The sequence below is a fragment of the Altericroceibacterium indicum genome (genome assembly GCF_009828105.1).
GTDB classification, from domain to species: Bacteria; Pseudomonadota; Alphaproteobacteria; order Sphingomonadales; family Sphingomonadaceae; genus Altericroceibacterium; species Altericroceibacterium indicum.
Genome location: NZ_WTYQ01000006.1, coordinates 89,790 through 114,522, shown reverse-complemented (window position 1 = coordinate 114,522; position 24,733 = coordinate 89,790). Strand labels below are relative to the sequence as shown.

The 24,733-nt window shown below is 56.3% G+C and carries 20 protein-coding genes; 13 read left to right on the top strand and 7 right to left on the bottom strand.

Annotated features, from left to right (window positions below; genetic code table 11):
• Positions 1 to 20: 20 nt before the first annotated feature.
• Both GRI39_RS13770 and GRI39_RS13765 read left to right on the top strand, forming a co-directional pair.
• Positions 21 to 1,880 (top strand): amidohydrolase, encoded by a 1,860-nt coding sequence (locus GRI39_RS13770; RefSeq protein WP_160740309.1) that lies wholly within the window; start codon positions 21 to 23, stop codon positions 1,878 to 1,880.
• Positions 1,881 to 2,441: 561 nt separating this feature from the next.
• Entirely contained in the window at positions 2,442 to 4,133 is a 1,692-nt protein-coding gene (locus GRI39_RS13765; RefSeq protein WP_160740308.1) for a sulfatase family protein, read from the top strand.
• A gap of 179 nt (positions 4,134 to 4,312) precedes the next feature.
• On the opposite strand, the gene GRI39_RS13760 is transcribed toward GRI39_RS13765, so the two are convergent.
• Positions 4,313 to 5,350, bottom strand: coding sequence for a mannose-1-phosphate guanylyltransferase (locus GRI39_RS13760; protein ID WP_160740307.1), 1,038 nt, complete (start codon positions 5,348 to 5,350; stop codon positions 4,313 to 4,315).
• Between the two features lie 94 nt (positions 5,351 to 5,444).
• Positions 5,445 to 6,074 carry a TetR/AcrR family transcriptional regulator gene (locus GRI39_RS13755; protein ID WP_160740306.1) on the bottom strand — a complete coding sequence of 210 codons (630 nt, stop codon included), beginning with the start codon at positions 6,072 to 6,074 and terminating at the stop codon, positions 5,445 to 5,447.
• A 111-nt stretch (positions 6,075 to 6,185) separates the two neighbouring features.
• On the opposite strand from GRI39_RS13755, the gene GRI39_RS13750 reads away from it, so the two are divergent.
• From GRI39_RS13750 to GRI39_RS13740, 3 genes are all read left to right on the top strand, one after another.
• Entirely contained in the window at positions 6,186 to 8,567 is a 2,382-nt protein-coding gene (locus tag GRI39_RS13750; protein ID WP_160740305.1) for a TonB-dependent receptor, read from the top strand.
• A gap of 95 nt (positions 8,568 to 8,662) precedes the next feature.
• A complete protein-coding gene (locus GRI39_RS13745) occupies positions 8,663 to 9,532 on the top strand; it encodes an alpha/beta fold hydrolase (protein WP_160740304.1) in 870 nt (289 codons plus the stop codon).
• A 1-nt stretch (position 9,533) separates the two neighbouring features.
• Complete coding sequence (locus tag GRI39_RS13740; protein WP_211371627.1) at positions 9,534 to 10,838, top strand: spinster family MFS transporter; 1,305 nt, start codon at positions 9,534 to 9,536, stop codon at positions 10,836 to 10,838.
• Here GRI39_RS13740 and GRI39_RS13735 read toward each other — a convergent pair.
• Positions 10,816 to 12,141, bottom strand: a complete 1,326-nt coding sequence (locus GRI39_RS13735; RefSeq protein ID WP_160740303.1) for a sensor histidine kinase — start codon at positions 12,139 to 12,141, stop codon at positions 10,816 to 10,818. The genes GRI39_RS13740 and GRI39_RS13735 overlap by 23 nt on opposite strands.
• A 145-nt stretch (positions 12,142 to 12,286) precedes the next feature.
• Here GRI39_RS13735 and GRI39_RS13730 point away from each other — a divergent pair, with 145 nt between their 5' ends.
• The gene (locus tag GRI39_RS13730) at positions 12,287 to 13,828 is read left to right on the top strand and encodes an alkaline phosphatase D family protein (RefSeq protein WP_160740302.1); all 1,542 of its coding nucleotides are present in this window, start codon (positions 12,287 to 12,289) and stop codon (positions 13,826 to 13,828) included.
• Between the two features lie 82 nt (positions 13,829 to 13,910).
• Here GRI39_RS13730 and GRI39_RS13725 read toward each other — a convergent pair whose 3' ends face one another.
• Entirely contained in the window at positions 13,911 to 15,221 is a 1,311-nt protein-coding gene (locus GRI39_RS13725; protein WP_160740301.1) for an MFS transporter, read from the bottom strand.
• A gap of 194 nt (positions 15,222 to 15,415) precedes the next feature.
• On the opposite strand from GRI39_RS13725, the gene cyoA reads away from it, so the two are divergent.
• The 7 genes from cyoA to GRI39_RS13690 are packed head-to-tail and all read left to right on the top strand — an operon-like array spanning position 15,416 to position 22,254.
• Positions 15,416 to 16,636, top strand: coding sequence for a ubiquinol oxidase subunit II (gene cyoA, locus GRI39_RS13720; protein WP_160740300.1), 1,221 nt, complete (start codon positions 15,416 to 15,418; stop codon positions 16,634 to 16,636).
• Between the two features lie 13 nt (positions 16,637 to 16,649).
• On the top strand, positions 16,650 to 18,665 hold the full coding sequence (cyoB, locus tag GRI39_RS13715) for a cytochrome o ubiquinol oxidase subunit I (protein WP_160740299.1): 2,016 nt from the start codon (positions 16,650 to 16,652) through the stop codon (positions 18,663 to 18,665).
• Between the two features lie 6 nt (positions 18,666 to 18,671).
• On the top strand, positions 18,672 to 19,301 hold the full coding sequence (cyoC, locus tag GRI39_RS13710; protein ID WP_160740298.1) for a cytochrome o ubiquinol oxidase subunit III: 630 nt from the start codon (positions 18,672 to 18,674) through the stop codon (positions 19,299 to 19,301).
• Entirely contained in the window at positions 19,298 to 19,648 is a 351-nt protein-coding gene (gene cyoD / locus GRI39_RS13705; RefSeq protein ID WP_160740297.1) for a cytochrome o ubiquinol oxidase subunit IV, read from the top strand. Before cyoC ends, cyoD begins: the two co-directional genes overlap by 4 nt.
• The gene (locus tag GRI39_RS13700) at positions 19,645 to 20,403 is read left to right on the top strand and encodes an SURF1 family protein (RefSeq protein ID WP_343033353.1); all 759 of its coding nucleotides are present in this window, start codon (positions 19,645 to 19,647) and stop codon (positions 20,401 to 20,403) included. The genes cyoD and GRI39_RS13700 overlap by 4 nt, the downstream gene beginning before the upstream one ends.
• Positions 20,396 to 21,718 carry an ATP-binding protein gene (locus GRI39_RS13695; RefSeq protein WP_160740296.1) on the top strand — a complete coding sequence of 441 codons (1,323 nt, stop codon included), beginning with the start codon at positions 20,396 to 20,398 and terminating at the stop codon, positions 21,716 to 21,718. Before GRI39_RS13700 ends, GRI39_RS13695 begins: the two co-directional genes overlap by 8 nt.
• Positions 21,715 to 22,254: a response regulator transcription factor gene (locus GRI39_RS13690; protein WP_160740295.1), complete on the top strand. Its 540-nt coding sequence runs from the start codon at positions 21,715 to 21,717 to the stop codon at positions 22,252 to 22,254. Before GRI39_RS13695 ends, GRI39_RS13690 begins: the two co-directional genes overlap by 4 nt.
• Before the next feature lie 35 nt (positions 22,255 to 22,289).
• On the opposite strand, the gene GRI39_RS13685 is transcribed toward GRI39_RS13690, so the two are convergent.
• The 3 genes from GRI39_RS13685 to GRI39_RS13675 all read right to left on the bottom strand — a co-directional run bounded on the left by GRI39_RS13685 (position 22,290) and on the right by GRI39_RS13675 (position 24,728).
• Positions 22,290 to 23,456, bottom strand: coding sequence for a nucleotide sugar dehydrogenase (locus GRI39_RS13685; protein WP_160740294.1), 1,167 nt, complete (start codon positions 23,454 to 23,456; stop codon positions 22,290 to 22,292).
• A gap of 136 nt (positions 23,457 to 23,592) precedes the next feature.
• Positions 23,593 to 24,324 carry an RES family NAD+ phosphorylase gene (locus GRI39_RS13680; protein WP_211371626.1) on the bottom strand — a complete coding sequence of 244 codons (732 nt, stop codon included), beginning with the start codon at positions 24,322 to 24,324 and terminating at the stop codon, positions 23,593 to 23,595.
• Positions 24,318 to 24,728: an MbcA/ParS/Xre antitoxin family protein gene (locus GRI39_RS13675; protein WP_160740293.1), complete on the bottom strand. Its 411-nt coding sequence runs from the start codon at positions 24,726 to 24,728 to the stop codon at positions 24,318 to 24,320. The genes GRI39_RS13680 and GRI39_RS13675 overlap by 7 nt, the downstream gene beginning before the upstream one ends.
• Between the last annotated feature and the right edge of the window lie 5 nt (positions 24,729 to 24,733).

The window sequence follows — 24,733 nt, the reverse complement described above, 5'->3', positions numbered from 1 at the left end:
TAAGATTGCGAGAGGGAATTATGAAGAAACCGGACTGGATAGCCACCTGGCCTGTTCGATTTGGAGCCATTGCTGCCGCGACATTAATGGCCTCCGCCTGTACGGCCGTGAGCCATCAAGAGGATCGCGTTCCCGTTGCGGAGTCTGCCCCTCCGGCTGAACTCGTTCTGACGAATGCCAAGGTTTATACCGTCGATGCGACGAATAGCGTCTATCAGGCCATTGCGATCCGTGATGGCCTGATCATCGCACTGGGCAGTGATGCGCAGATTGCTCCGCTGATCGGACCGGAAACCCGGCGCTTGGACCTGCATCAACGCATGGTGATGCCCGGCCTGATCGACGGTCACATGCATCCGCTGGCTGGCGGCGCGATGCTGACTGCATGCAGTCTGGATTATGAACCTTTGACAATTGACCAGATATTGCAGCGGATTACCGTTTGCCTGAAAGAGGACGGCAAGAAAGCGCCGGGCGAATGGCTGCGGGTGCAGGCATGGTTTCGCCAGGCGACGCAGCCTGCCGGTGCAGATTTGACCGCTGAAATACTCGACCGCTTGCCAACCGATCGGCCCGTGGTCGTTCAGGCTAGCGACTTCCACTCGATGGCTGGCAATTCTGCTGCCATTGCCGCCGCTGGCATTACTGATGACACGCCTAACCCAAGCGATGGCGAGATCGTGCGTGACGAGCATGGAAAAGCGACTGGAATTTTCCTCGATGGGGCAATGTGGCAGGTGATCGGATCTGCACCAGTCCCTTCGGCGGATGCACAGCGGCAGATCAATCTGGCCAATGCGCGGGCTGCCGTTCAGGCGGTCAATGCGCAAGGGGTGACGACACTTCTGAACGCTTCCGCGCGTGTCGAGGACATGGAGGCGTGGGCAGACTTGCGTGATGAGGGTGGCCTGACCACCCGGGCCGTGTTCGCTGTGAAACTGTCACCCGATGAAGCCGCGCAGCCCGATCAGGCTGCCGCGCATATTATCGATCTTGCTGCGCGCTATACGCTACCAGGCAACGCCAAGGCACCGGGACTTGTCATAGACCGGGCAAAGCTGTTCGTTGATGGAGTGGTTCAGGCTCCTGCGCAGACCGGCGCTATGATTGCACCCTATTTTCGCAATTTCGGGTCGTCGGCCCATCCGCAATGGGCCCCCGGCGAGAAGACCGGTTCTTTGTATTTTGACGAAGCTCTGTTGACCCGAATTCTTGACGCGCTCGTGTCGCGGGGGCTCTCGGCGCATATGCATACGACGGGCGACAAGGCTATCCATGTCACACTCAACGCAATCCAAACCGTGCGTCAACGCCATGATGCCCCTCATTTCAGGCCGGCTCTGGCACATGATGAAGTGATTGATCCGCAGGATTACCAGCGCTTCGCTCAACTCGGTGCCATTCCAGTATTGTCGCTGCAATGGGGCAAGCCTGCGCCTGACACGATCAATACGCTTGTGCCGCAGATGGGGCCGGAGCGGGCCCGCTTTGTCGAGACGGCAGGCAAGTTTCATGCAGCAGGCGCACGGATTGCATTTGGCAGTGACTGGCCGATCGAGACATTGGACGAATGGCTGGCGATGCAAATTGCGATCACTCGCAAAAATCCTGATCCGACTGAAGAGCGCTATAAAGGCCGGTTGGGGGATGATCCGGGGCTGAACATTGCTACAGCTATTCGGGCCTTCACCATCAACGCGGCTTATTCGCTCAATATGGAAGACCGGGTGGGCTCACTCGAACCGGGCAAATATGCCGACCTGATCGTGATCGACCGCGACCTGACCGCCATTCCGGCTGAACAGATCGCCGATACACAGGTTTTGCTCACTGTGCTGGGGGGCCGTGAAGTCTATCGCGCTGATAGCTTTGCCCAGTAACCTTCCTCAACCCGCAAGGGCACCGTCCGATGCATGGATGGTGCCAATATTTTCCCGAGCTGCTTAAGGCTTAAGTCTTTATCCCCAAGGGCAGTGGCTTTGGCCGCTGCCTTTTACATGGCTGTAACTCAATAGAAGCCCTGTGATGATTGTTTAACCGCGCATAATTCTGCCTGCTGTTGCGCAGTTTTGTGTCCGGCTTGTTCTTGACCACGCAAAATTACAAACATATAGCGCTACAAGGCTATAGGACGGGCAAGAACCCGCAGTGGCATTGGAGAGTGCGTTTATGTCAGAGGTTTCGTTTTGCGACGCTCAGCGTTTTTGTGATGCATCGTGCACACCGCAAACCTTCTGTCCATTTTGCTGAAGCCGCAGAGTGAAGAAGCGTAAAATCCATGTGATGAAAAGCCGTCCTTCCGTTGACCGGCGGATGGAGGGATGCGGCCCATCAAAGTCCCGTTCCCGCAGGCCCTGGACAGTTCAACCAGCCATATCGGTTTCCGCTGCATTATCCGCGGTTAAGTAATGACAGAAATGATAAATTTGAGGGAAAATTCGATGGCAATATTGCGGAACAGGCTGCGAACAATAGCCCTGAGCGGGGGCGCGCTTTTTGCCGCCCTTTCCCCGCTTCCTGCAGCGGCGGAGAACGCATCCGCACCAGCGCCGGCCCCTGCGCCGCAGCAAGCCGAAAAGCCGATGAATGTGATCTTTGTGCTGGTGGACGATCTGCGCTTTGATGCGATGGGTTTTCTGACTCCCGGTCTTAAAACACCCAACATCGATTTTCTGCGCAAGAATGGCACCTATTTCCCCAATGCGGTGGTGACATCATCCTTATGCTCTCCGAGCCGTGCGACGATTTTGACTGGCCAGACAGCGCGCAATCATGGGGTGATCGATAACCATCAATCCTCCGAAGAGGGGCTGATTTTCTTCCCGCAATATTTGCAGCAGGCCGGCTATCGCACTGGCTTCTTCGGCAAATGGCATATGGGGGATGATACGGATGCGCCACGCCCCGGTTTTGACCGTTGGGTGAGCTTCAAGGGGCAGGGCACCTATTACCCGACCGATGGGATTTCACCTGAAGGGATCAAAGAAGGTCAGCGCCAGACGCTCAATGTCGACGGGAAGCACGTCAACCGCAAAGACTATATCACCACCGAACTGACCGATTATGCGCTCGACTGGTTGAAGGAAGACAAAAAGGACACTCAGCCTTTCTTTCTCTATCTCAGCCACAAAGCGGTTCATTCCGATCCCGAACCGGCCCCTGAACATAAGGGCGAATATGCTGATCTCGATGTGACATTGCCCGCCAGCGCGGCAAATACGCCGGAAAACAATGCAGGTAAGCCCCTGTGGGTGCAAAATCAGCGCAATAGCTGGCACGGGATCGATTTCCCGTATCACACGGATGAAGATTTTCACGATTATGTCCGCCGTTATTTTGAGACATTATCATCCGTGGATGACAGCGTTGGGCGGATCTTGACCTATCTGCACAAGAACGATCTCGATAAGAATACGATGGTCGTTTTCTATTCGGATAATGGCTATCTCTTCGGCGATCATGGGCTGATCGATAAGCGCAACGCTTATGAACCCTCTGTTCGCGTGCCGATGCTGGTCTATGCGCCCGGCCATGTGCCCGCCAATAAGACTGTGGATGCGGTGGTGCGCAATCTCGATCTGGCCCCCACATTCCTTGATGTGGCCGGTGTGGCTGAACCCAGCCAGATGGAAGGCACCAGCTTTTTGCCGCTCGTGACCGGTCAGGAAAGCGCCACCCAATGGAAGTCTGGCGACTTCGTTTATGAATATTACTGGGAATGGAGCTTCCCACAGACTCCAACCACCTTCGCCATCGAACGCGACCGGGTGAAATATATCCAATATCACGGCGTATGGGATATTGAGGAGCTGTACGATCTGAAGAAAGACCCCAATGAGATGCACAATCTCATCAATGATCCGGCCTATCTCGATAATAAGATCGCCCTGCGGCAGGCTCTTTACGAACAGCTTGCCAATAGCAAGGGGCAGCATGACATTCCCTACGGCGAAAGGAACAGCGAAGGGCTGGTCTGGCGCAAGAAAGGTGGCCCGCGCGCAGCGGACTTCCCGGATCGCTGGTATGTCGAACCGGACCTGCCAACCAAGTTCAACGGCTACTTCCCCGATAGTGAAGCCAAGCTCAAAGCCGATGAAGAAGGCAAACCTTATTTCCCCGGATCAGCGCAATAAGCGCAGCAATGACGTCCTGGCCTGACGTATAGTGAGGCCAGAACACCTGCAGGAGGCACCGAAACGCGTGCCTCCTCGCGGTGCATTATTCTCCAGCCAGCCCGCCAAACCAGTATGGCTGAATGCCTCGCCGCTACGTCGATAATAATAGTTATGTTAAATTATGACAGCCAAGGAGATCAGCTTTCCTTGATGCTCCGCAGTTTTCCGACCTGCTGAGCGCCGGCCATACTGGTAACCAGCACTTCATTGCCGTCCACCACAATCGCCACATCTTCAAGCCCGATGACCGACACGCGTGGGCCGTCCGTATCGACGAGGACATTGTGGCAATCGACCAGTTCAACCTGGCCCTTCGCGCTGTTGCCCATGCTGTCGGCATTTCGAGCATCGCGCAGCGCCTGCCAATTGCCAATGTCTGACCAGCCCATGAAGGCTGGCACCATGGCGGCACGATCAGTTTGTTCCATCACCGCATAGTCTATGGATTCACTGGGCGTATCCGCGAAGATGCTGGCATCGGGCCGGAAAAAGCCCTGCTCGTCGAGGGCACCTTGCTTGACAGCTTCGGCAACGGAGTGGGCAATATCAGGGCGGTGTTTTTCCAATTCCTCAAGGAAACGGGAGGCCCGGAAGGCAAAAATGCCTCCATTCCAGCTATAGCCCCCATCCGCGAGGAAGCTTGTGGCATGTTCAAGATCAGGCTTCTCGACAAATCGATCCACCCGAAAGCCGCCATCAATCGGCTGTCCGCGCTTGATATAGCCATAGCCGGTTTCGGGCATATTCGCCGCGATGCCAAAAGCGACCAGCCAGCCTTCTTCTGCAAGCACTGCCGCCGCTTTGGCCGTTTCGCGAAAGGCATCGACATTGGCTATATAATGATCGCTGGGGCACACCAACATGATGGCATCTTGCGGCAATCGCATGGCCGCCAGCGCAATCGCTGCTGCTGTATTGCGTGGCTGTGGTTCTACGATCAGCGACATTGTGCCGTCCTGGTGACCCTGATCCAGCACATAGGAAATATGCGCGTCCCCCGTTACGATAACCGGCTTATCAAACAGATCGGCATCGTTGCACCGTTCCAATGTGGATTGAAACAGAGTGCTCTGCCCGATCAGGGGCAGGAAGGGTTTGGGCCGTGTCTGCCGGCTGCGCGGCCAGAGCCTGCTGCCCCCGCCACCGCATAAGATCACCGGCGTTATTCCAACCATTCAGCAACTCCCATCGGGTTCATCAGAATATGCGATGAAATTTATTCCATGTTGCTGAGAGTATCTCAAGCGCAGTCAGTTCCCGACTGGCTATTCAAATTCCTTTTTCTTTGGCAATTCCATGCCGCAGAACGCCGTTTGCCACTTCGGCAATCGCTTCTGCTTTTTCCTCATCCGACCATACGGCATAGCGCAGGCCCAGAAACACATTCATGCCCATGATGGCCCAAGCATGGGCTTCTTCCAGCCCCTCGCGCAACTCGCCCTTGGCGACGCCGCTTTGCAAACGTTCGAACATGCGGTTTGCCGTGTTCTGATAATGCGCGCGGAAACTGGCCGGATCGACAAATTCGGATTCATCAATGATCCGATAGATTTCCTTATGTTCCCGCGCGAACTGGAGGAATGCGGTGAGCGCTTCACGTTCCTGCTCCAGCGCCGGCCCATCCGGGTCATGCCGGGCTTTCACCGCTTCACGCACGCCATTGCTGAGATCCTTCACCAATGCGCGGAAAATCTCATCCTTGGAATCGAAATAGGTATAAAAACTACCCAGCGCTGTCCCGGCACGGCGGGTAATCCCGGTGATGGACGCATCGTGAAACCCGTGCTCACCAAATTCCAGAGCCGCCGCATCCAGCAGCTTGCGTAATGTTTTGCGGCCCCTTTCGGTGCGGGGGGTCTTGCCATTTTCTGTCGGTGTTGGCGCGGCGTGGGTACTCATCTCCTTCCCGCTACTCCCTGACAGAGAGCTTGGCAAATCTTATAAGTTGAAAGATGGTTCAACATTCAATAGACTGCACCGCATAAAAACAAATATTCGTGGGAGTACAGGATGATGAAAGCGCGTTTTTTCGCAGGCCAGCGCCATGCGTGGATGTTGGGGAGCGCTCTGGCGGGGACCATGATCGTCACCAACCCGGCCCATGCGCAAGTTGATCCGGGTGACAGTGCGCAGGCCGCCAGCAGCAATGAAAATGGTGGCGAAATCATCGTTACGGCAAGGCGGCGGGAGGAGCGGCTCGTCGATGTGCCTGTGGCGGTGACGACATTCAGCGGCGCTCAGCTTGCTGAAAGCGGCGCCAGCGACATTACCGATCTTGCGCAGATGGCGCCCAATGTCACGCTGGAGCCATCACGCGGCACCAATTCCACCCTTTCGGCCTTCATTCGCGGGATCGGGCAGCAAGACCCGGTGTCGGGGTTTGAACAGGGCGTCGGCATCTATCTCGATGATGTCTATCTCAACCGCCCGCAAGCCGCCGTGCTGGATATTTATGATGTGGAACGGATTGAAGTTTTGCGCGGTCCGCAGGGCACGCTCTATGGCCGCAACACGATTGGCGGCGCGGTAAAATATGTCACCCGGCCGCTGCCGGATGAATTTTCCCTCAAGGTGCGCGCTACCTATGGATCGTACGATCAGGCCGATGGGGTGGTGACTATGTCCACGCCCTTGTCTGACACTGTGCGGATCGGTGCATCGGGCGCGCGCCTGTCACGTGGTGGCTTCGGCAAAAATCTCACTACGGGTGAAGACAATTACAATAAGGACATATGGGCCGCGCGTGGCACGGTGGAATTGGGGCAGAAAGGCGGCCCATTCCAGCTTCGTATTTCCGGCGATTATACCAAGGATAACAGCAATAGCCGGGGTGGACACCGCTTGATCCCGGCCTTTGTGTCAGACGCGCCCGTGCTCGAAGATGTCTATGACACACGCGGCGGGCTGAATGATCCGACGCAATATGTCGAAGCCTATGGTCTGGCGATGAATGGGAGCATGGAGCTGAGCGATGCGCTGACGCTGCGTTCCATCACCGCATGGCGCAAGGATAGCAGCGCATCCCCGATTGATTTCGATGCTTTGCCGGCCGTCGATGTGGATGTGCCCGCGATTTATAAAAACAAGCAGTTCAGCCAGGAATTGCAGCTTTTATGGGACAATGGCGGCAAATTTTCCGGCCTGCTCGGGGGCTATTTTCTCGATGCCTCTGCCGATACGCAATTTGATGTCAGGCTGTTTACCACGCTGGCCGGTTTGACGGCTTTCACACAGGCCGATGTCGATACCAAGACGTTCGCCATCTTTGGTGATTTCACCTATGATTTCACTGATCAATGGAGCCTGTCGATCGGTGGCCGCTATACTTGGGATAAGCGCAGCGCGAATATTCTGCGGCAGAATTATCTCGGCGGCGGATCGCCTGTCTTTGGCGGGGAAGGTGTCGCCTTCGGGACGCCCAGCACCGATTTTTCCGGTTCTGAAACCTTCAACAAATTCACCCCGCGCGTGTCGCTCAGCTTCAAGCCGACCCCGGACCAGAATATCTACGCCTCCTTCTCACAAGGCTTCAAAGGCGGCGGGTTTGATCCGCGCGGTGTGGGGGTCAACGCGCCCGACCTTGATGATAACGGCACGCTGGATGACGCGGAAATCGCCAAATTCCTGAGCTTTAAGCCGGAAACGGTCGATTCCTATGAGCTGGGATATAAAGGCAGCCTGATGAATGGCGCGCTGTATGTTGCGCTCGCGGCTTTCCGTATGGACTATAAGGATGTGCAGATCCCCGGTTCTTCGGGTTGCACAGTGGGCGGCATTGCGACCTTCTGCGGGGTGATTACCAATGCCGGGAAGGCCCGCTTTCAGGGGGTGGAATTTGAAACCAACGCCCGGCTTGCGCAGGATATGGCGAGCATGGGCGATGAGCTGCGCTTTTCCGGATCGGTCGGCTATATCGATGCGAAATATAAGGAATATATCACGCAGATCGCCGGGCAAGGGCCGGTGGATGTGGCCGATTATCGCAAGGTGCAGAACACCCCTGCATGGACCGCCAGCGGCACACTCAGCTACACCGCGCCGATCGGGGCCGGGGACATCTATCTTGGCTCAACCCTATCCTATCGTTCCAAGACCTATCAGTTTGAAATTCCCAATCCCTATATCGATCAGGATGGTTATGCGCTGCTCGATGCCAGCATCATCTACACCGCGCCTGATGATCGCTGGAGCATCGGCCTGCATGGCAAGAATCTGACCGACAAGAGATACAAGACCTCAGGATATACGTTTATCTCTGCCAATCCGGTGACGGGGGAAATTCTGCGTAATTCAGAAGGCGATCTGATCCCGACATTGGGCAAGGAAGGCACTTTGACAGCCTTCTACGGCAATCCACGTCAGATATTTGTCACCGCAACGCTGGCTTTTTGAGGCGGCATAAGGCTGGCGGGTGTCCTCTCCTCCCGCCAGTCGCCTCATAAGCCTGAGCCCTTCGCGTCGCCCTCAATAATGCCGGAGCTTACTGCATGTCCTACCGCCTCCACCGATACCGTTCTGCCGATGGCAGGCTGGAGCTAGCCGCGCGTGACTATCGGGCCGATGACAATGGTGCGCCGGCGCTCCTCCTGATGCATGGCCTCACCCGCAATAGCGCTGATTTTGAACCTTTGGCGGAACATCTGGCGGGGGCCTATCGCCTGATTGTGCCGGATCAGAGGGGGCGCGGATTGTCGCAATGGGATAGCGATGCGTCCAATTATCGGCCCGATATCTATGTGCAGGACATGTTAGCTTTGCTGGGGGAGCTTGGCATTGCCCAGTTTGGCGTGATTGGCACATCCATGGGCGGGCTGATGGCGATGGTGATGGCCGCCATGCAGCCCGAACGTGTCAGCGCCATGGTCTTGAACGATATCGGCCCGGTGCTCGAAGCTGAAGGCATTGCGCGCATTCAAGGCTATGTCAGCCCCGGCAAGGAAATGGCCAATTGGGACGAAGCCGCTCAGCGGATCGCCATCAGCAATGCCCCCGCCTTCCCCCACTATGGCCCCGGTGACTGGCTGGCTTTCGCCCAGCGGACCTGCATCCAAAATCCGAATGGCACGATCAGCTTTGCCTATGATCCGGCGATTGCCGAGAGCATGAACGGTGAAAATCCCAGCACTGTCCCGCCTGATCTCTGGCCCTTGTGGGATGGATTGCAATCCATCCCGACGCTGGTGATCCGGGGTGGCATTTCAGACCTGCTCTCTGCCCAGACAGTCGCAGAAATGGGCCGCCGCCACTCCGGACCGTTTGATGCGGTGGAGATACCCCATGTCGGCCACGCCCCGATCCTGAATGAACCGGCAGCGCTTGATGCTATCCTGCCCTTCCTTGCTGAACAGGTGCACTGATATGGAAAGCCCGGCCGCTGGTATCGCCTCCCCATCCCCTTCGTTCAAAACCGCCCGGCCAAATCTGGTGCTGGCGATGCTGCTGCTGGTCTACATTTTCAATTTTGTTGACCGGCAGATCCTGTCCATTCTGGCCGCGCCCATTCAGGCTGATCTCGATCTGAGCGATGCTGAGATGGGCCTGCTTGGCGGGGTGGCTTTTGCGGTCCTTTATTCGGTCCTTGGGGTGCCCTTGGCATGGCTGGCGGACAAAACGAGCCGGAGTTGGGTGATTACCGGGTCGCTGATGATATGGAGCGGCTTTACAGCGCTTTGTGGCACCGCTGTGTCCTTTACTGGCCTCTTTCTGTCTCGCTTGGGTGTGGGTGTGGGGGAGGCTGGCGGGGTGGCCCCAAGCTATGCCGTGATTGGGGATTATTTCCCCTCAAAACGGCGGGCTTTCGCGCTTTCTATCTATTCACTGGGCATCCCTCTGGGGTCTACCATAGGCGTTTTGGCCGGGGGCTATATCGCCGCGCAAATTGACTGGCGGACGGCCTTTTTCGTGGTCGGATTGGCCGGTCTGGTCATTGCCATACCGTTCAAACTGATCGTCAAAGACCGCCCTCGCCTTGCTTCTGAAAATGCCCCGGACAGCCCCCAATTTGGCCAGATTGTGCGGCTTTTGGCACGTAAACCCTCCTTCTGGTTCCTGTCTTTCGGCGCGGCTTGCAGCTCCATGCTGGGCTATGGTCTCGCCTTCTGGCTGCCGAGTTTACTCCAGCGCAGTTTCGGCCTCGATCTGGTGCAAACCTCGCAATTCATTGGCGCGGTGATGCTGCTTGGCGGGGTGGCGGGAATGCTGGCCGGGGGCTGGCTGGCTGACAGGCTCGGCACACGCGATAAGGCCTTCTACGCCTGGGTTCCGGCCTCGGCCTTTTTCATTGGTGTTCCGCTGTTTTCCGGGGGAATTTACACCTCGAATGTGTGGGCCGCCTTCGCGCTGTTCCTCATTCCGCAAGCCATGGCTTATGTCTGGCTCGGCCCGGTCTTGACGGCCGTTCAACACCTTGTGCCGCCCCCCGCCCGCTCCACCGCGTCGGCTCTCTTCCTGCTGATCAACAATCTCATCGGAATTGGCGGCGGAATCTACGCGCTGGGCGCGCTCTCCACGGCGCTGACCCCCATTTATGGCGCAGAAGCCCTCAGATATTCGATGCTCTATTCCCTCTCACTCTATGCCGTAGCGGCATTGTTGACCGCCTGCGCCGGGCCGTTCCTCCGCCGCGACTGGGTGGCCGAAATCACTCCGCCAGCGGCACCTTGACCCGCACCACCAGACCACCGCCTGCCTGATTGGCAAAATGGAGCGATCCGCCGAAGCGTTCTAGCAGGCGGTGGGCGGTGGGGATGCCGAGGCCGAAGCCGGGCGTGTTGCGCGCTCTGGCTTCATCCACACGGAAGAAGGGATCGAGCACTTTGGTAAAGCAATCTTCCGGCAGGCCCGGCCCGTGATCACTGATCGTGATCTCCCAGCCATTTTCCCCTTTCAGCAGATGGATCTCCGCGCTGTCCCCATATTGAAGCGCGTTTTCAATCAAAGGGTTAAGCGCCAGAGCCAAGGGGTCACGGTAGCTTTTAACGTGCGTATCGTCAGGGGCTTCAAGGTGGACTGAAGCATGGTCAAAGGCTGGCAGGGTGCGGATCAGTTCTGCCAGATCCAGCTCCTCCGCCTCACTGGCCAGGTGCTGCGCGCGCAGGAAGGATTGCAGCGAATTGAGCAGCGCTTCCATTTCACCGGCGCTGGAACTCACGATCCGGGCAATGTCGTTCTCTTCCACAAAACCCGAGGCCATTTGCAAACGGCTGAGCGGGGTGCGCAGATCATGGCTGATGGCTTCCCATGATTTGGCCTGATCGCTCTCAAGCCCGGAAATCCGCGCCTGCATCGAATTGAACGAACGCGCCAGCTCACGCAAATCCGCCGGCCCATCCTCCTCGATTCTCAAGGCCTGGCCATGTTCAAAAGCGTCCATCGCTGCGCTCAATTGCCTGAGCGGGCGGGTCAGGCGCTGGAGGGCGAGCATCGCAATGACGATCGACAGCAGCGAAATTAGCAGCGTCATCATGGTTGCACGGAAGGCCACTGGCCAACCGGAAGAAATATCCGGAGAGCGGAAATTGAGCCATTGGCCATGGGCCAATTGCATCGAACCGACCAGATCGCGCCCGCCCCCCTGCTTGTGGGCTGCATCGAGAAACAGTTCCCGGCCACCCAGTGATGGCTCCCATTCGACAATCTGCCGGGCGATTTCAGTCACATCATGGTTGCTGCCCGAACGCGTAATGGCGGGCTGAGTGGAAATATGGGTTTCGAGATGCCGCGTGGTCATGGTCTGCGCGGTGGCGGATGGATCGCGCTGATAGAGCCGATCGCTCACCACCAGAAGCTCTGCCACCCGGCGGGCATGATCGCCCCGGATCGTCTGCCGGTCTATCGCATCATAGAACAGGATGCTGGCCAGAAACTGCACCGCAGCCACACTGACGAGCAGCAGCAAGGCAAGCCCCGCCAACCCCAATCCAGTCAGGCGATGCGTGCCAAACCATTTCCAGCGGCCCTGTTGCATTCCTTGGCCTTTCAGCACGTGACATCCGTTTCCCAAGCCTATTCCTATCGGCAATGGGGACAGAAAAGCAATTCTTCTGGCGCTGTCCCAATCCGGTCACAATTTTATGAACAGGTCACTGGCATCAAACCGAAGGATGGACGCAATGGACCAGAGTTTTGCCCCCGACATCAGTCGGCGTGGGTTTTTTGGCTTGTCAGCGGGCGGAATGCTGGGGCTGGGAACGCTTGCGCAGCCCGCTTTTGCAAAGGGCGCTTCTGGACTGGGAGCTGATTATCCTTTCAAGCTGGGTGTCGCTTCGGGTGATCCCCTGCCCGATAGTGTGATTCTATGGACCCGGATTGCACCTGATCTGTTCAGGCCGCTGGCGTGGCCGGTGGAAGTGCAATGGGAAGTGGCCGAAGATCCGGCATTTACGAAGATCGTAAGACAGGGCAGCGAGACGGCCGTGCCTGACTGGGGCCATTCTGTTCATGCCGAACCTGTTGGCCTGGCACCCAATCGCGCATATTATTACCGCTTCCACGCGCTGGGGGCGACCAGTGCGGTGGGCCGCACCCGCACCGCGCCGCTCTATGGCGCAGCGCTTGATTCCTTACGTTTCGCGGTCTGTTCCTGCCAGAATTATACGCGCGGGTTTTATGCCGCTTATCGTGACATGGCCGAGCAGCAGCCGGATCTGATTATCCATGTGGGTGATTATATCTATGAAGTGGCTGGCCAGCATGGCGTGCGCAAAATGCCGGTCCCGGAAGCGCTCAGCCTTGATGATTACCGCGCCTATTATGCGATGACCAAGACCGATCCCGATCTTCAGGCGGCGCATCAACTGGCCCCCTGGCTGATGATCTGGGACGATCATGAAACGGTGAATGACTATGCAGGTGACACTTCCCCCACGGTACATGGGGAGGCGATGCACAATCGCCGGATTGCATCCTACCGCGCCTATTACGAAAATATGCCACTGCGCCGTGATGCCCGGCCTGATGCAGCGGGCAATATGAAACTCTACCGCCGGGCGGTTTACGGCAATCTGGCGCAGTTCGACCTTCTGGATACGCGCCAATATCGCAGCCCCCACCCCTGCCCTTATGAAGACGATTATGCACCATGGGCGACCTGTTCACCGGACGATCCTTCGCGCACCATGCTGGGGAGTACACAGGAAGAATGGCTGGCACGGGGCCTCGGTATGGCGGGTGCGCGATGGAGCATGATTGTCCAGACCACCCAGATGACTCCCTATTTCTGGGAACAGGATGGCAAGGAAACCTATCGGGCAGACCGATGGGATGGTTATACCGCAGCGCGTGAGCGACTTTATGATCTGATCCTGCGCCGTGCCCCCAGCAATCCATTCCTGATTGGCGGCGATGTTCATGCCTTTATGGCCAGCGCTGTGCATAATCTGGCCGGAACACCTGTCGCCAATGAACTGGTATGCGGGGCCATTTCCTCTGATGGCGGCGGGCAAGACCGCTATGACCGGGAAACCAGCTATTATAACGGCACCGGCAAACGCTATTTCTTCGATAACCGGCAGAATGGCTATGCGCTGTGCGATGTCAGCGCCAAACGGGTGGACACGCAATTGCGCGCGGTGGCAGATTATACGCTGGAAGCCAGCCCGGTTGAGACGCTGCGTGCGCTTACTTATGAAGATGATGCTTTAGGTTTCGCCTGAGCACAGTCTGACAGACGCAGGCAATAAAAAGCCCGGCGAAGCAGAGCGCTTGCCGGGCTTTTTATTATGATCAATGGGCGGATTATTCGATCCGCTGAGCAAGGCCCCGATTGAACCACAGCGCGATCAGCGTCACCACTGCGCCGGAGAGCAGATAGGCACCGCTGGCTGCGAGGCCATATGTGCTGGAAATCCACAATGCCACAAAGGGAGCAAAACCCGCGCCAAACAGCCACGCCAGGTCTGATGTCAGTGCAGAGGCAGTATAACGCAGGTGCGGCGGGAAGACGGTCGAGAGTGCGCCAGAGCACTGGCCGAAGGAAAGACCAAGCAGCGCAAAGCCAACAAACATAAAGGTGATTTCACCCGCACGACCTGCATTCAGCAGCAAAGGAGCGATCACGGCAAAGATGCCGATAGCCACAGCGCACCAACCCAGCAATGTCCGGCGACCGATCCGATCAGCCAATGAACCGGAAATTACCACTGCCACCACACCAATGGCCGCTGCAATCGCTTCGATCAGCAAGAACTGCGAAGGCATTTCAGTGGTGTAGAGGAAGACCCATGACAGTGGGAACACGGTGACCATGTGGAACAGGGCAAAACTGGCCAGCGGGGCAAAGGCGCCGGCGACAATGCCGTGCCAGCTTGTCGCAATGGTCTTGGCAGTGGAAGCGGGCTGCAATTCGCGCTGCTCAAACAGTTCCTCATATTCTGGCGTCACCACGATACGCAGACGGGCGAAGAGCGCCACCACATTGATGGCAAAGGCCACGAAGAAGGGATAGCGCCAGCCCCATTCAAGGAAGTCGGCAGCAGGCAGTGTCGCCACGAGGAACATGAACAGCAAGCTGGCGACGATCAGACCCAGCGGTGCACCAAGCTGCGGGACCATGGCCCACCAGCCACGATGCTTTTCCGGAGCGTTCATCGCCAGAAGCGATGCCAGGCCGTCCCATGAACCACCCAGAGCCAGACCCTGACCGATGCGGAAAATCGCCAGCAGGGTTACAGCCAGATGGCCAATGCTCTCATAACCCGGCAGGAAGGCAATGGCTGCAGTCGATCCGCCAAGCAGGAACAGCGAAGTCGTCAGCTTTGCGCCGCGGCCATAGCGATGGTCGATTGCGCCAAAGATAAATGTCCCGAAAGGTCGCGCGATGAAGGCCAGTGCAAAAATCGCAAAACTATACAGCGTGCCGGTAAGGGGATCGACATAAGGGAAGATGTGCTGCGGAAACACCAGCACCGATGCGATGGCAAATACGAAGAAGTCAAAGAACTCCGACGTTCGGCCGATGATAACACCAACAGCGATCTCACTTGGCTCGACCTTATGGCCATCCTGGTGAAGTTCGCGGGCGTCCTTCTCGAAAGTGGTTGTCGTCATAATAGCGGCACACTCTAATCTGATCGTTGCGACTGCTCAGGCTTCAATAGCATGTCTGAGACGGGCACGTGAGTCGGACACCCTGAATCATGGGCGCCCAAGCGATTGCGTCTCCTTTGTCATTGATCGCGCTCAAGGGCATTGGACAAAATGTCCTATGGGCGAGAATCATGCCTGAGACTAGGCGGCGCACCATGCGCCAACATCTCCCTTCCTTTTCGAGGCTCGCCGGACTGAGTCTGGTCACTGCCGCTGCCGCTCTGCTCGGTGGTTGCAGCAAGCTTATCATCTTCAGCCCGGCCGGTGACGTCGCTCAGCAACAAGGAGACCTTGTGGTCGCTTCTGTTGTGCTGATGCTGATCATCATCATTCCGGTGATGGCTCTGACCGTGTTCTTCGCGTGGAAATACCGCGCCAGCAATAAAGATGCCCGCTACGAACCGGAATGGGATCATTCGACCCAGTTGGAACTGGTGATCTGGGCGGCGCCGCTGCTCATCATCATCTGCCTTGGCGCATTGACCTGGGTGAGCTCGCATCTCCTTGATCCTTATCGCCCGCTGTCCCGCACGGCGCCGGGTCAGGCAGTCGCGGCCGATGTTAAGCCACTGGAAGTGCAGGTTGTGGCGCTCGACTGGAAATGGCTCTTCATTTACCCCGAACAGGGTATTGCCACGGTGAATGAATTTGCCGCGCCGATGAACCGCCCGGTTGTGTTCCGCATCACCGGCTCATCCGTGATGAACAGCTTTTATATTCCAGCCATGGCCGGGCAGATTTATGCCATGCCGGGTATGGAAACAAAGCTCCACGCGGTGTTCAACAAACCAGGCAAGTTTGTAGGGTTCTCAGCCAATTACAGCGGCGCAGGCTTTTCCGATATGCGGTTCGCCGCCGATTCGATGACTGATGCGCAGTTTGATGCTTGGGTGGCCAAGGCGAAGGCCTCGAAAGATACGATGGACCGCAAGACCTATCTGCAGGTTGAAAAGCCGAGCGAGAAGGTTCCGGCTCATCTGTACACTCTCAGCGACCCGGACCTCTTTGATGCTATTGTGAACATGTGCGTCGAACCCGGCAAAATGTGCATGCATGAACAGATGGCGATCGATCAGCGCGGCGGCATGGGTGTTGCCGGTCTGAAAAACTCCGACCAGTTGTTTTACGACAAGACCGCCGCCCGCGGTACTGGCAAGCCAGCTGACTGGAACCAGAAGATTTCTGCTCTGTGCATCGACCCCAAGCAAGCGAACATGCCAGGGGACCGTCCGGAAAGTTCGCCTGTTGCAATTGACCGGCTGAACGGCCTTGGTCTCACTCATAAAGATGATGCTGCGGCTTCTCATGCTTCTTCGAGCGCGCTGCTTTCTGCTTCGGCAGGAAATGTGCCCGCGCCTACTCGCTCTAATCCCTGACAGGCCCTGAATTATGGCTCCTCAAAGCGCTCTTCCTTACAGTCCGATCTTTGGGCGTTTATCGCTCGAAGCAATCCCGTATCATGAGCCCATTCTTGTTGGCACTTTCTGTGCGGTCGCATTGGGTGGCATCGCCGTTCTTGGCCTCATTACCAAGTTCCGCCTCTGGGGGTATCTCTGGAAGGAATGGTTCACCACGGTGGACCATAAGCGCATCGGGATCATGTATATGGTTCTGGGCCTTATCATGTTTCTGCGCGGCTTTGCCGATGCCTTGATGATGCGTACCCAGCAAGCACTGGCGGTTGGCGGGTCGGAAGGCTTCTTGCCCGCTCACCACTACGATCAGGTCTTTACCGCACATGGCGTGATCATGATCTTCTTCGTGGCGATGCCGTTCATCACAGGCTTTATGAACTATGTCGTGCCGCTACAGATCGGCGCGCGCGACGTGAGCTTCCCATTCCTCAACAATTTCAGCTTCTGGATGACGACTGCCGGCGCTGTATTGTGCATGGCTTCGCTCTTCATTGGTGAATTCGCACAGACCGGTTGGCTGGCTTATCCGCCGCTGTCGGGGCTTGCTTACAGTCCAAATGTGGGGGTCGATTATTATATCTGGTGTTTGCAGATTGCCGGTGTGGGCACGACGTTGTCGGGCATCAACCTGATCGTCACCATCCTCAAGATGCGTGCGCCAGGCATGGGCCTGATGAAGATGCCAGTGTTCACCTGGACATCACTTTGCGCCAACATCCTGATCGTGGCATCCTTCCCGGTCCTGACTGCCGTTCTCGCTCTGCTGAGCCTGGATCGCTATGTTCATACCGATTTCTTCACGAATGATTTTGGCGGCAACGCCATGATGTATGTGAACCTGATCTGGATCTGGGGCCACCCGGAAGTTTACATCCTGATCCTGCCATTGTTCGGTGCGTTCTCGGAAATCACCGCGACCTTCTCCGGCAAACGGCTGTTCGGTTACACCTCGATGGTCTATGCCACGGTGTGCATCACCATCCTGTCTTACGTCGTGTGGTTGCACCATTTCTTCACGATGGGTTCGGGTGCGAGCGTGAACAGCTTCTTCGGCATTACCACCATGGTGATTTCGATCCCGACAGGCGCCAAGCTCTTCAACTGGCTGTTCACCATGTATCGCGGCCGCATTCGCTTCGAATTACCGATGATGTGGACGGTGGCCTTCATGCTGACCTTCACCATTGGCGGCATGACCGGCGTGATGCTGGCCATTCCTCCGGCCGACTTCGTGCTGCATAACTCGCTCTTCCTGATTGCTCACTTCCACAATGTGATCATTGGTGGCGTGTTGTTCGGTTCCTTTGCTGCGATCAACTTCTGGTGGCCTAAAGCCTTTGGCTTCAAGCTCGACAAATTCTGGGGCAAAGTGTCGTTCTGGTGCTGGGTGCCGGGTTTCTGGCTCACCTTTACACCGCTCTACATTCTGGGCTTCATGGGTGTGACCCGCCGGATGCGCGTGTTTGACGATACCGGCCTGCACCCGCTGCTGATTATCTCCCTGATCGGCGCGCTGACCATTGCCTGCGGTATTGGCGCAATGCTGGTGCAGTTCGCTGTTTCCATCTGGAAGCGCGATGAACTGCGCGAAGAAAGCGGCGATCCATGGGATGCCCGCACGCTGGAATGGGCCACATCTTCGCCTCCTCCTGCCTACAATTTCGCCTTCACACCAAAAGTTCACTCGCTGGATAGCTGGTATGAAATCAAGAGCCGCCATGTTGCGCGCCCCACCGAAGGCTTCAAGGCGATCCACATGCCCAAGAACACGGGCACCGGGATCATCCTGGCCGGCTTCAGCCTGGTCACAGGCTTTGCTCTGGTGTGGCATATCTGGTGGCTGGCCATCGTTGGTTTCGTAGCCATCGTGGCAGGTGCGATTTACCACACCTTCAACTACAAGCGCGACTTCTACATCCCGGTAGAAGAAGTGGAAGCGACGGAAGCAGAGCGTACGCGCCAGCTGGCCGCAATCGCAGCCGGAGCCTGACGAGTTATGAGCACAACAACCATCCCTGAAGGCAACGCGCAGGCCGATTTCTACGACCTGCACGAACATGAACATCCCGAAGGCCACAGCACCATGTTGGGCTTCTGGATCTATCTGATGAGCGATTGCCTCATCTTTGCGATCCTGTTTGCCTGCTATGCTGTCCTTGGCGGCAATTATGCTGCTGGCCCTGGCCCGCATGATCTGTTCGAATTGCCGCTCATCGCCCTGAACACAGCCATGCTGCTGTTTTCGTCGATTACCTATGGCTTTGCTATGCTGGCCATGCAGCGTGACAAGGTTGCCCAGATGCAAATCTGGCTGGCTATCACCGGCATGTTCGGCCTCGCCTTCCTGTCGATCGAATTGTATGAATTCAGCCACCTGATCCACATCGGCGCTACGCCGCAGCGTTCAGCCTTCCTGTCGTCCTTCTTCACGCTGGTCGGCACCCACGGGTTGCACGTGACCTTCGGTTCGATCTGGCTGGTCACACTGATGGTACAGGTTGCCCGCAAGGGTCTCATTCAGGCGAACAAGCGCCGCCTGATGTGCCTCAGCCTGTTCTGGCACTTCCTCGACGTCATCTGGATCGGCGTCTTTACCTTTGTCTACCTGATGGGGATGCTGCGATGAGCGCTCACCACGACCATTCTGAATCGCATGGCACCATGCGCGATTACGTCATCGGTTTCGTTCTGTCGGTTATCCTGACAGCGATCCCCTTCTGGCTGGTGATGGCGCGTCCACTGGATGCTTCCACCACAGCCATCGCTATCATGGTGCTCGCCGTTGTGCAGATGATCGTTCACATGATCTATTTCCTGCATATGAGCCCGAAGACAGAAGATGGCTGGTCGATTACCTCGCTGGTCTTCACCCTCATCGTGGTGTTTATCATGATGGCGGGTTCTCTGTGGGTTATGCATCATCTCAACACCAATATGATGCCGATGCCGCAAGACATGCGTAACATTCCGTGACCAAAAACCGCCAGCAGCGCAGTGCCGGTTCGCGCGCGCTGCTGGCGATGATTGCGATTGTTTTTGCAGGTTGTTTCGCCGCTCTGTGCATCTGGCAGATTGAGCGGCGCGAATGGAAACATAACCTCATTGCCGCAGTGGATTCCCGCATCCATGCCCCACCCGTAACGGCCCCCGGCCCCGCGGAATGGCCAAAGGTCAATAATGACACAGCAGCCTACCGCCATGTCACGGTAAAAGGGCGCTACCTTCCCCATTCCGATGTTTTGACCCGCGCCGTCAGCGATCTGGGTGCCGGCTATTGGGTCATCACCCCGCTCGATACGGGCCATTCCATCATCGCCATCAATCGCGGCTTTATTGCTCAGGATGGGCGAAAGAACCTCAAGCCAGCCTCGGCTGATAGTGTTGAAGTCACTGGACTTTTGCGCATCACCGAGCCGGGTGGCGGTTTCTTACGCAGCAATGACCCGAAAAACGACAAATGGTATTCACGCGATGTGGCGGCGATAGCCAAGGCGCGCCAATGGAATAGCATAGGCAAGCCCATTGCCCCCTATTTCATCGATGCCGATGCGTCAGCCAATGCTGCGGGAGAACCCGTCGGCGGTTTGACTGTGGTGCATTTTCCAGACAATCATCTCGTTTATGCCCTCACCTGGGCCGGCCTTATGCTGATGTCGCTTTGGGCTGCCTGGGCTTTTTGGCGCGGGAAACTGCTTAACGGCAGCGATGATGAAGAGAATCATGAATGAAATAGCCACCTCTGATCTGCTGGCTCCGCAAAAGGGCGCAGGGTGGCGAAATATGCAATTGCTGATCCACTTGCGGTGGATTGCAGTGACTGGGCAGTTGGCGACTATTGCCGTTGTCTGGTTGATGGGTGTCAAACTCCCGCTGGCGCAACTGCTGCTCGTGCCCATGCTTCTGGCGGTTTACAATGTCATCAGTTGGTGGCTGATCAGTACCGTCAATACGATCAATAATGCTGCTTTGATGGTCGCGCTGTTGGTCGATGTGGGCGCACTGGCGTGGCAACTCCATTATAGCGGCGGGGGAGCCAACCCCTTCACATCGCTCTTTTTGCTGCAGGTCGTGATTGGGGCGACCCTGCTCACCCCGCGCTATTCATGGGTGGTGGCGAGCAGTGCATTTGCGGCGATGGTGTTCATCAATATTTATTCAGTCCCACTCGATCTGCCACCACCTTACAATGACGCACCTCAGCGGTTGTATCTGATAGGCAGTTTCATCAGTTTCATTCTCGTGGCCTTCCTGCTGGTGATCTTTATTGGCCGCATGACCGTCAATCTGCGGCAGAGAGACGCGACACTGGCGGCCGTGCGCCAACGTGCGGCAGAGGAAGACCATATTGTGCGTATGGGTCTGCTTGCCTCTGGGGCCGCGCATGAACTGGGTACGCCATTGTCTCTCATGTCGGTTCTCATTGGCGACTGGAAACGGATGCCAAAATTGAATGAAGATCCCGAACTCACTGACGATCTTGATGAAATGCAGCGTTCCGTCGCCCGGTGTAAGGCGATTGTCAGTGGAATCCTGATGTCTGCGGGGGATGCACGCGGTGAAGCACCCGAAATCACCACCATGCGCGCATTTCTGGAAGAAATTGTAGAGGAATGGCGCGATAACCGCATTCCCGGCACGGTGGAATTTGAAGATGCAATCGACGAGGATCAGCCAATCGTGTCAGACCCTGCCTTGCGGCAGGTGATCGGCAATATCATCGATAATGCTGCAGAAGTGTCGCCTGACTGGATCGGTATTCGTGCAGCGCAGGATGAAGATTCGCTGATCCTTGAAGTCAGCGATGATGGCCCCGGTTTTTCACCGGATATTCTCTCCACCTTCGGCCAGCCCTATCGTTCGACCAAAGGAAAGCCCGGCGGCGGGTTGGGCTTGTTTCTGCTGGTGAATGTGCTGCGTAAACTCGGCGGCAAGGCTAGCGCTCACAACCGGAACGAAGGTGGCGCAATGGTACGAATTTCGCTACCACTTGAAGCGATCGCATACCGGCCTGGAAAAAAGAAGAGCGCAAAGCACAAGCCATGAATGAGACACACAAACTTCTCGCCGTAGTGGAAGATGACGAGGCCTTCGCCCGTACCTTGTGCCGCTCGTTCGAACGGCGAGACTATCAGGTTATTCAGGCCAAGAGCTACGACCAGCTAGCCGAATTGCTGGAACGACATGTGCCAGATTATGCCGTGGTGGACCTGAAGCTGGAAGGGTCATCCGGCCTCACCTGCGTGCAGGCCTTGCGCGACATCAGTGATGATATGAAAATCGTCGTGCTGACCGGATATGCCAGTATTGCCACGGCAGTCGAAGCGATCAAACTTGGTGCTGATTATTACCTCGCCAAGCCGTCCAACACTGATGATATTGAAGCCGCCTTTGCCCGCGATGATGAAGGGGATGCTTCCATTGATATCCACGCCCGGCAATCCTCGCTCAAAACGCTGGAGTGGGAGCATATTCATCAAACACTGATGGAAACCGGCTTTAACGTATCCGAAACAGCGCGCCGCCTTGGGATGCATCGCAGAACCTTGGCGCGAAAGCTTGAAAAGCGCCAGCTACGCTAAAGAAAAGGGCCGGAAACCCGGCCCTCCCTCTCAAATCAGTCTGCGCCGAAAAGATCGCGTGAGAAGACCTTATCACGCACATCGTCAATATCCGGTGTGCAGCGATTGGCGATGATCACATCGGCCGTATTCTTGAACTCAGCCAGATCATTGATGACCCGCGAGTTGAAGAAACTATCTTCACCCAGGGCTGGTTCGTAAACCACCACTTCGATGCCCTTTGCCTTGATGCGCTTCATAATACCTTGAATGGATGATTCCCGGAAATTGTCCGAGCCCGCCTTCATCACCAGACGGTGTACGCCCACGACCTTCGGATTGAGCGCCAGAATACGATCGGCCAGGAAATCCTTGCGCGTATTATTCGCATCCACAATCGCGCGGATCAAATTCTGCGGTACTTCGGAGTAATTCGCCAGCAATTGCTTGGTGTCTTTGGGGAGGCAATAGCCGCCATAACCAAAGGATGGATTGTTGTAATGCGTGCCGATGCGCGGATCGAGGCCTACCGCTTCAATGATCGAGCGTGAATCCATTCCATGCGACATGGCGTAGCTGTCCAGCTCGTTGAAATAGGCCACACGCATGGCAAGGTACGTGTTGGCAAACAATTTGATCGCTTCAGCTTCACGCGGGCCGGTAAAGTGAACCGGCACGTCCTTTTCTTCAGCACCTTGCAAAAGCAAGTTGGCGAAAATCTTCGCCCGTTCCGATTGTTCACCCACGATGATCCGCGAAGGATGCAAATTGTCGTAAAGCGCTTTGCCTTCGCGCAGGAACTCAGGGCTGAAGATGATGTTATCCGTGCCAAAATCGGCCCGTACACTCTCGATGAAGCCGACAGGGATCGTCGATTTCACGACAATCGTCGCTGCTGGATTAATCTTCTGCACCAAAGCAATCACGTCGGTGACAGATGATGTATCGAAATAATTATTCTGTTCGTCATAATTCGTTGGCGTGGCGACAATGACAAACTCGGCATCAGCATAGGCCGCTTCTGCATCGGTGGTTGCGGCCAAATCCAGATCATGCGTGGCCAGATACTCTTCCAGCTCCTTGTCAACGATTGGACTCTTACCTTCGTTGACCAGCGCCACACGCTCTTCGCTGATGTCTACCGCTGTAACGCTATTGTTTTGGGCGAGAAGAACCGCATTGGAGAGCCCCACGTAGCCCAAACCTGCAACTGCTATTTTCATCGGAAAAGTTCTCGCCCTCTAATTGATAGGATACATCTGCGGCTCATTCAGCACGAGAGCATGAATAGATTGTTGCATTGCAGCGAACAAGGGCAAATCAACGCTCTTGGTGTAGGTCTTTGATGAAATTCAGTTTTTAGCTCAAAGCAAATTCCTGATCAGTCCGGCGATTGTAGATCCGGTCTATCTTATTGCCGTCCCAATGCATTTCATAATGATCAGCTTGTTTCGGGATTCCAATAACATCCGGCCAGAAGGCCCCCACACATAACCCATCCTCACAGCGGACGGAGCGGTAATGGACGCCGTCGTGCCCAGCTTCACGTAACTGCCTTGCCGCAATTTGCGATGCCCCCCAGCTCTCCGGGTCATGCAATAGAGGAAAACCGCGCAAATCCGCAAAAACATGGTCGATGGCCCCGATCATCATGCGAAATTGCGAATGCCAGCCCGGTGGCTCATCAGTCGCCCGCATCAGTCGCTTTTGATGATAGGCCACTTCTAATATAGCCACCTCTTCACTGTCACCGGCACTATAAACCCCATAATGGCCAGTGGTAAATCGGCCCGGTCGGTCAGGGCTTGCATGAACAAATGGTGCCATCACCATCGTGGCTCCGGGGCCAGACACCCGGCGTGCCAGCGGCACCAGATCCAACCGCCCGATGCTCTCTGCAATTCTGGGGTTGGTTTTCGATTCAATGGATGCGAGCGCTTCCCAGTCGCGTGGGTCAGCCAGATCTTCGAACAGATCAATGGGCGGATGGATGGAACGGATCAGCCGGAATGCGCGGGTCCACTCCACGTGAATGGTGTGAATAGTGGCAATATCAATCTGTGGCGTTCCATCGCGGGCATAGTTTACCAACCTCCACGCTCCGCATCGAGATAGGCACGGACACGTTGCAGCGCAAAGATGGAGCCACCCAGCATTACATCCAGCGCGCGTTGGCCACCGAAGGTAGCGTTGGGCTGTTTCACCCAAGCATAGGCACGGGTGACATCACTGAAGAGATAACGCAATGCTTTATGGATGCCGAGCAGGAGCGAAAGCCGAGTGGCGCGATCACGGTCAATTCGGCCCATGTCACCTTTTTTCCACCGGGCATAGCTGCGCAATGATAGGCCACCGAGGATCTGGCAAGCCTCTTCATCAGTCACACCCCAGTGACCAAAGAGAACCACAATCGCACGGGCTGCGGCTGCGGCTTCTTCCTGCGTGATCGCCGGATTATCCGGTTCGGCCTGTGTTCTTGGAATTTCCAGCAACATCGAAA